This is a genomic window from Candidatus Zixiibacteriota bacterium (assembly GCA_034439475.1).
Lineage (GTDB): Bacteria > Zixibacteria > MSB-5A5 > GN15 > FEB-12 > JAWXAN01.
Genome location: JAWXAN010000075.1, coordinates 1 through 7,029 on the forward strand (window position 1 = coordinate 1; position 7,029 = coordinate 7,029).

General features: G+C 48.0%; 6 protein-coding genes. All 6 read right to left on the reverse strand.

Annotated features, from left to right (window positions below):
- On the reverse strand, window positions 1-411 hold a 411-nt coding region (locus SGI97_10740; GenBank protein ID MDZ4724361.1), incomplete at its 3' end, for a hypothetical protein.
- Between the two features lie 98 nt (window positions 412-509).
- Entirely contained in the window at window positions 510-1,307 is a 798-nt protein-coding gene (locus tag SGI97_10745; GenBank protein MDZ4724362.1) for a hypothetical protein, read from the reverse strand.
- Window positions 1,304-1,867 carry a sigma-70 family RNA polymerase sigma factor gene (locus tag SGI97_10750; GenBank protein ID MDZ4724363.1) on the reverse strand — a complete coding sequence of 188 codons (564 nt, stop codon included), beginning with the start codon at window positions 1,865-1,867 and terminating at the stop codon, window positions 1,304-1,306. The genes SGI97_10745 and SGI97_10750 overlap by 4 nt, the downstream gene beginning before the upstream one ends.
- Window positions 1,868-2,140: 273 nt before the next feature.
- Window positions 2,141-2,425, reverse strand: a complete 285-nt coding sequence (locus SGI97_10755; GenBank protein ID MDZ4724364.1) for an STAS domain-containing protein — start codon at window positions 2,423-2,425, stop codon at window positions 2,141-2,143.
- The gene (locus SGI97_10760; protein MDZ4724365.1) at window positions 2,418-2,831 is read right to left on the reverse strand and encodes an ATP-binding protein; all 414 of its coding nucleotides are present in this window, start codon (window positions 2,829-2,831) and stop codon (window positions 2,418-2,420) included. Before SGI97_10760 ends, SGI97_10755 begins: the two co-directional genes overlap by 8 nt.
- A 48-nt stretch (window positions 2,832-2,879) precedes the next feature.
- Window positions 2,880-6,959, reverse strand: a complete 4,080-nt coding sequence (locus tag SGI97_10765; GenBank protein MDZ4724366.1) for an SBBP repeat-containing protein — start codon at window positions 6,957-6,959, stop codon at window positions 2,880-2,882.
- Window positions 6,960-7,029 lie beyond the last annotated feature (70 nt).

A 7,029-nucleotide genomic window follows, 5' to 3' on the forward strand; every position in this document is an offset into this window, starting at 1 on the left:
AATGCAGGCCCTGAATGATTCCGTTGCAATGGCGTTCCGGAATGTTTCTTGCGCAATCGCGTTTCGGAAATCTTCGCTCAGCATGGCATTGCGGAAATCCATGCTCACCAATGATGAACGGAACTGCTCAGAGGCTATCGCCTTTCTGAAATTCTCGTCTTTCAGCAGGGCCTGAACTTGGTCATTCTGCAATATGGCCTGGATCTCAGGGCTGTCCAAAGATACATCGGCATTGGTAATCTGCTCGGCTTGGTATTTCTTAGCCGCCCCGATCGTGCCGCTGGCGTCACCTTGGAACGGCGGCCAGCCGGTAAATGAAATTGCAACCACTGCAACAACAACTATTCCGATTGCGCCCAATAGAAATTTGGTGCTGTTGCTCCCCTTCTTTGACATGGAACTTTGTGACATTAGATCCTCCTTATGGATTTGTTGGTTTTAAGTTTCGTTCCTGTTTCCTGTCTCTTTAGTCTAATTACTTGTTACCCTTCCAAGAGTTGGAAGAAGTTTCATTTATTGTCCGTTTTTCTGTTTCTATTATTCAGTATCCCTATCGGGATGTCCTTTTGCCACATGTCACTAGCACTGCTAATTGTGATGTGAAGAATATCGGTCACACCTGGCAGGGGATCGAAGGAGATCGATATCGGTCCACTTTCAAGGGTCGAAATCAGAATACTGGTGTCTGATGTGCTTATATCAAAAGGCGTTCTCGTTGGCGAAGCAACGGCAGTGAGATGAATTGATTTCGGCTTAAAAACGACTTGAAATACTGATTGTTCAGGGATATCGGCGAAGAGCGTGTTTCCCTCTGGCCCACAGAAATAACGGACATTTCCTGACAAGGCGTATGGCTCACTAATCAGTGGTTCAAGAACTGTGGTATCCTCTGATCGCACAATCGACCCAGCGGCCGAGTCTTGATTCAAAAGCTGGTCGTTGCTGATTGTATTTTTAAAGAGCATTATGCAAGCCAGTCCGGCCGCAAGTCCAAGCGCAAACGGATAAATCTTTTGTCTGAGCAGTTCTGCGCCAGTAAGCTCTCTGCCCTGACTATTCGGTTTGACCGGAATAATCGGAGAGTTGGATACGTTCTCCACAGAAAACATAATATCCTTCTTTAGGGAATCCGGCGGCTCGATAGAGCCAAGTCCTTGCAGTTCTTCGGATAGAGCCATTATCTCGAGAAAATACTGCTTTGCTGATTCGTCCTTTTCTAACAGGATACGCAGTTTTTTGGAATCGGCGAGTGAATTGACATTGTCAATTTCATCATGGATAAGTTTTAGGGTCGATGGTTCCATCATGAGTGTCTCCCTATTCCGCGATGTACCAGGCGCCCCCGCAGGCGTTCTCGGGCTGTGAACAGACGAGATTTGACAGTTTTCTCGGGAATCTCGAGGACATAGCCAATTTCGTGGAGCGATAAATCGGCAAAGTGCCTCAAAACAAGTATGACTCGTGAGTCAACAGCGAGATTCATAAGTTCCGTTTGGATCTGTTCGCCAAGTTCCTTTTGGTAATACGAAACTTCGGGGTTGCTGTCATTGGTGGCAATGTCAGTCTCAAGCGAAGTCGTTCTTCGGTTTCGCTGTAATACGTTGAGTGATTCGTTTACCATAATCCTGTAAATCCAGCTAAAGAACTTGTATTGTGAGTCATACGTCGCAAGTCTTTCATAGGCCCGTACAAAGGCCGCCTGTGTTATATCGCGCGCTTCGTCATAGTCATGAACCATCCGCAACGCGGCGTTGAATAAAGGCCCCTGGTATTTTTCGACCAAGCCCTCAAATGACGCGGTGTGTCCGCTTAAACAGTCATCAACGAGAGCCTGCTCGTTTAGCAGTTGATCTTCCTTATCCGCCATAATTACCGTCGAGAAGCAAAAAGGTTGGCGGGTTTTTTTGTTTTTTATTAAAAATATGAACCATTCCCGATTGATGGCTCGAGAGAAAAGGTAATGTGAAGAAGAACATCCGTTTCCCTTTTTTCTAATCGAAATGTGTGGCGTCTGCTTGAACTCAGCTGACCATCAAAGATGTCTTACCCCTCTATCACACTCGCACACACAGTGTTGGGGCATGCCTGTGTGAAGATTCACCGTCCGGAATGCAAAGGCAAGCGATTTAATTGTATTTAGTTACATGAATTCGAAAATTAAGTCGAGACGTGCCAGTTTCATTACATGCATGACATGATGATTTGCTCCGGAGATTACCAGTTTGCCGCCTTGTCCCGCCAGCCGCTGGCGCGCGGCTATCAGCGCCCCAAGCCCCGCGCTTGAGATATATTCAAGCCGCGACATGTCAATAGTTGTCGTCACGGCAAGTTTATCCAATATCGTGTTTGCCAATGCCGTTCGGGAGGCATCGAAACGCCCTTCCAACAAAACCTTATCATCACCTACTAATTTGATATCAAACATATTCTTTTCGTACCTTTAGCAATAACGTAATTTCGCTTGTTCCTTCATGATAGCGATATGATACCGCGTCCATCAACTGTTTTACCAGATAGATTCCTCTTCCTCCGGCGCTTCCGTTGAGGGCGAGTTGTTCCATATCCGGAGTGTCGAGTTTAGTTAAATCAAAGTTGACCGCTTCATAGTCAATAAGCTGTACAGATATGGTTGATTCCTTGAGTTCAAAGTTAATAGTAACATCCACACCCTTTCCGGGCGAGTATTTTATCAAATTAGTAAATACCTCCTCGACTGCAATAGAGAGTGCGTACACTGAATCACCATCGATCTTATAGTGATTTTGACAGTCGGTCAAAAAGGAAAATACTGCATCAAGTGACTCAAGCCTTTTGGGGGCAGTAAGTTGCATTATCCCGTCCACTTTGTCCTCATTCCGTTTACATCTCAAAGACTGTGTTTATTGACAAACCTCGTTGGGTTGCAGGCTTATAAAGAGATGGTCAATCAACCGGGTCAAATCTGAAATATCGACTGGAGCCTCGCCGTCGATATTGGCCTCACTTATGCAACAAAGCGGAGCAAGGCTTATGAACAGATGGTCTATAAGTGCGGTCAAATCTGAGATATCAGCCACATCGGCAGTATCACAGTCGACATTACCGCTATACAGTCTGCCGCATGCTCCATCCACCACCCAGAGCGCGCAGGCATGGCTGAATTCCGCTTGGCCGTACTGTCTGACTCTCCAATAATAAAGGGAATCGGCTGGGAGGGTGTCAGGCAAACCAATGTTTGCATTCGGCAGGTTGGCGGTGTCGAGCATAAGGCTTCTAAAGTCGTGGTACGCCGACATCTGGAAGTCATAGGTGATGGCCATGCCTCGGGCATAAAAGCCATCCCATGATATTACCGGCTGGAGAGTTGTGGATGGCATTCCCGAGGCCGGCGAGGTCACGCTATTGGGGATAGTGTAAGTGATAGTCATACTATCACCTGCAGGCAGTCCGCTGTAATTATTGACAACGCGCGCTTCCTGCGAACCATCGATGCCGATTCCGATTGCGGTCACCGGCACAACAGATATGGGAGCTGTCCGATAGACTGTTATCTGGTAGTTGCCTGCCTGAAAGTTGTAATCGAAGGCGCGTGTATCAAGGCTTCCATCGGCATCGGCATCAAGTTTCCAATATGCCGAACCGGCGACTGTGCGAAGTTCTTTGCTGATTGTCAGTCGTTGCGGGTTTTCCACAGAAACGCCGATGTTGTCATAGCCGGTAGTGACCATTTCATCGGGCAGGATTACTGCGTCCTCAAGCTGATTTACAGCAAGAATGATACTGTTTCCAGATTCGCCGCCTATGACAAAATCAGAACGGCCGTCTCTATCTAAATCAAGCGAAGCGAGGGCGTAAATTGGCTGAGCGCCGGCTGGCAAAGTTTCCGAAAAAGATTGATTGAACCCGCCAAAGCCATTGCCATAGTGAACTTTTAAGGTTCTCGTATTTGAGATAACAACCGAAATATCTAAAACTCGGTCGTTGTTGATATCCGACACTGCGACATTGAGAGCAGTTCCCACTATTTTGAGTATTGTCGAGCTTTGGACGCCTCCACTACCGTTCCCCATAACCGCAGTGACTACACTTGTGTCATTGAGACCAAGCGAGTGTCCGGCGATCGTTACATAATCAAGTTTGCCGTCATGGTTGAGATCAACTTGCGTTTTTACCTGGGTGATGTTGGTTGCGCCTTGGGTAATCTTGACCGCGGATGAGGCCGTAAAGACGCCCGAGCCGTTGTTGAGATATATCCTGGCGGAATCACCGCGAGTGACTACTATGTCATCAATAAAGTCATTGTTAAAATCTCCGGCATCGACGCCATCGATGAGAAACGGCAAAGAAACGGGCGCGCCAAACTGGCCGGTTCCATTGCCAAGCAAAAGCATATTCTCGCTCACAATCAGGTCGGGAAAGATATCGTTATTAAAATATCCCGATGTCACCGAACTGTAAAGCGTACTCGATTCCGATCGGAATGACGGGGATGGAGCAAGGGCAGGGGCAAAATTACGCGCCCCTTGATTTAGTAAGACAGTGGTTGTGGTGGATGTTCGTGTGGCTACGTCCAAAAGGGTATCATTGTCGAGGAAATCTACAGTGATGGCGGCTTTGATCCCGCTACCGATGGACACCGGTGATTCTAAAGTACCGTCAGGTTTTCCCCATGCCACAAAAATGCCGTCGTTGGTGTTCCCTGAGAAAATAATATCGCTGTTATTATCTTCGTCCAGATCGGCCTGCTCGACAAAGAAAATATCTGCCGAGTCTGTCGTATTTACAATACCAAAATCAGCATCGCAGACATTACCGATTCCATCAAAGTCAGCATCTTCTTGTCCCGGGTTGGCGACATTTGGACAGTTGTCGATTTCATCGGGTATTCCATCACCGTCGATGTCCGGCGCGCTATATTTGGTCATGAAAGCATCGTAGTTGCCACCATTTGAGGCTTGAAAAGGACTGATTGTCGGAAAATTTGTAGAATTGGTCTGTCCGGCGACATATAAAGCGCCTATCGAATCGATTGCTATCGAAGGGCCTTCTTCTGAGCCACTGCCCCCCAAATAGGTGCTGAACACCAGGGATGCGCCGAATGCTGAGAGTTTCGAAATAAAAGCATCAGCCGCCCCGCCATAGACTGCCTGTGTGGCATTTACAGTTGGGAAATTCAATGAATTTGTAATGCCAGTGATATAGGCCGATTCATGAGCGCCTGTCACAATTGAGGTACCGTTGTCACTCCCGGTTCCTCCCAAATATGTGCTGTAAAGCAGAGTCTGGCCTGAAGCGGATAACTTAGAAACAAATGCATCTGTTATGCCCGACAAAGCCGCCTGATAAGGATTCTGTGTGGGGAAATCGGGAGACTCGGTGCTGCCAGTGAGATAGACCGCCCCGGATGGATCAAGGAATACCGAAGAGGCGACGTCTGTACTTGAACCTCCTAGATATGTGCTAAACTGCAGACTCGTCCCATTGATTGAGAACTTTGCGATAAAAGCGTCCGAACTAGCCGAGTTGAATGCTTGGTATGCACTGGCAGTTGGAAAATTATTGGAAAAAGTATTTCCCGTCACATGTGCCGCGCCTTGCGAGCTGACTGTTATCGCATTCCCGCGATCATCGTTGTTTCCGCCAAGGAATGTGCTAAAGACCAGACCCGAGCCGGAGCTTGACAGTTTGGTAACAAAAGCGTCGAAGCCACCAGATGCATAAACGGCTTGGAAGGCATTGAAAATCGGGTAGTTTGTTGAAGCAGTGTATCCGGTTATATACGCTGCGCCAGAGGTGTCAACCGCGATCGATTTACCGACGTCACTGCTCGATCCTCCCAAATATGTGCTGTAAACTAAAGTTGATCCGGAACTCGACAATTTCGTTGCGAAGACATCGTCACTTCCAGATTTGATAGGCTGAAACGCATTTGCAGTAGGATAAGTTGTAGAGCCGGTGCTACCGGTAATGTAAACTGACCCGACTAGATCAACGGCAATCTCCTGACTGATATCAGCACCGGTTCCACCAAGGAAAGTGCTAAAAACCAAACTTGAGCCGTTACTTGACAGTTTGGTCACAAATACATCTGAATTGCCAGCGTATATGGCTTGATAGGCATTGACAGTCGGAAAATTGGAGGAACTCGTATTTCCCGTTAAGTACATAGCCCCCGTTGCGTCGATTACCATGCCCCTTGGCCGATCGCTCAGACTTACTCCTAAGTACGTGCTGTAACTAAGTACCGGATCGATGACGACGGCAAGGGCGGGGTTGTATTCTTCGGAGAGTTTGAAGCCGAATGAGTTGTTATCTACAAGATAATATTCACCGGTCAGCGGAGTTTTGATTCCATTGATAAGCTGATAGACATAGGGGGTATTCTCTGTGACAGTGTTCCACTTGGTCTCTACCTGTAACTGTCCGCCCTGGTTGATGCAGATGTCTTCTATGCCGCTGTATTGGATACGAATCTGGTTTATATCTGCAAAGGGTGAGACGATAAAGTCATATTCCATCTGACGGCCATTGCCGTAATACTTCAGGTCAATACCGGGATAAATTTCTTTGTAGGTGATGCTGGTGAAGTTTGGAACATCGGTACGCCATTTGGTGGAATCGTTGCCTAAAAAATAGTTGCATTTGTAGTCCATGGCTCCATCGGCGATGATTTCAGTATATGGATTGGCGGCTTGGAAAGAGGAGGAGATGAGGAGGAGCTCGGATTTAACGGATTCGTTTCCTGTCGGGCAGATACGCTCGACAGCACGGTCGGAGGAATATGAGATTGCCGCGTCGCTCCGCTCCTCGCAATGACGCGCCGGGGGATTTAAGACGTCAGGATCACGATCCGCCCCGCCACAGCGGGCAGGCGCGGCGGACTGGGTATCTGGGAGAAGATGGATTCCAGCTTGCGCTGGAATGACAGAAGAAGAGGAACCCACCGCAAGCAGTGGGGTACCCGAGTGTAGGGGATCCAAGACGTCAGGATCACGGTCCGCCCCGCCACAGCGGTCCGCCACGGCGGACTGACCTACTTGAGACAAGACG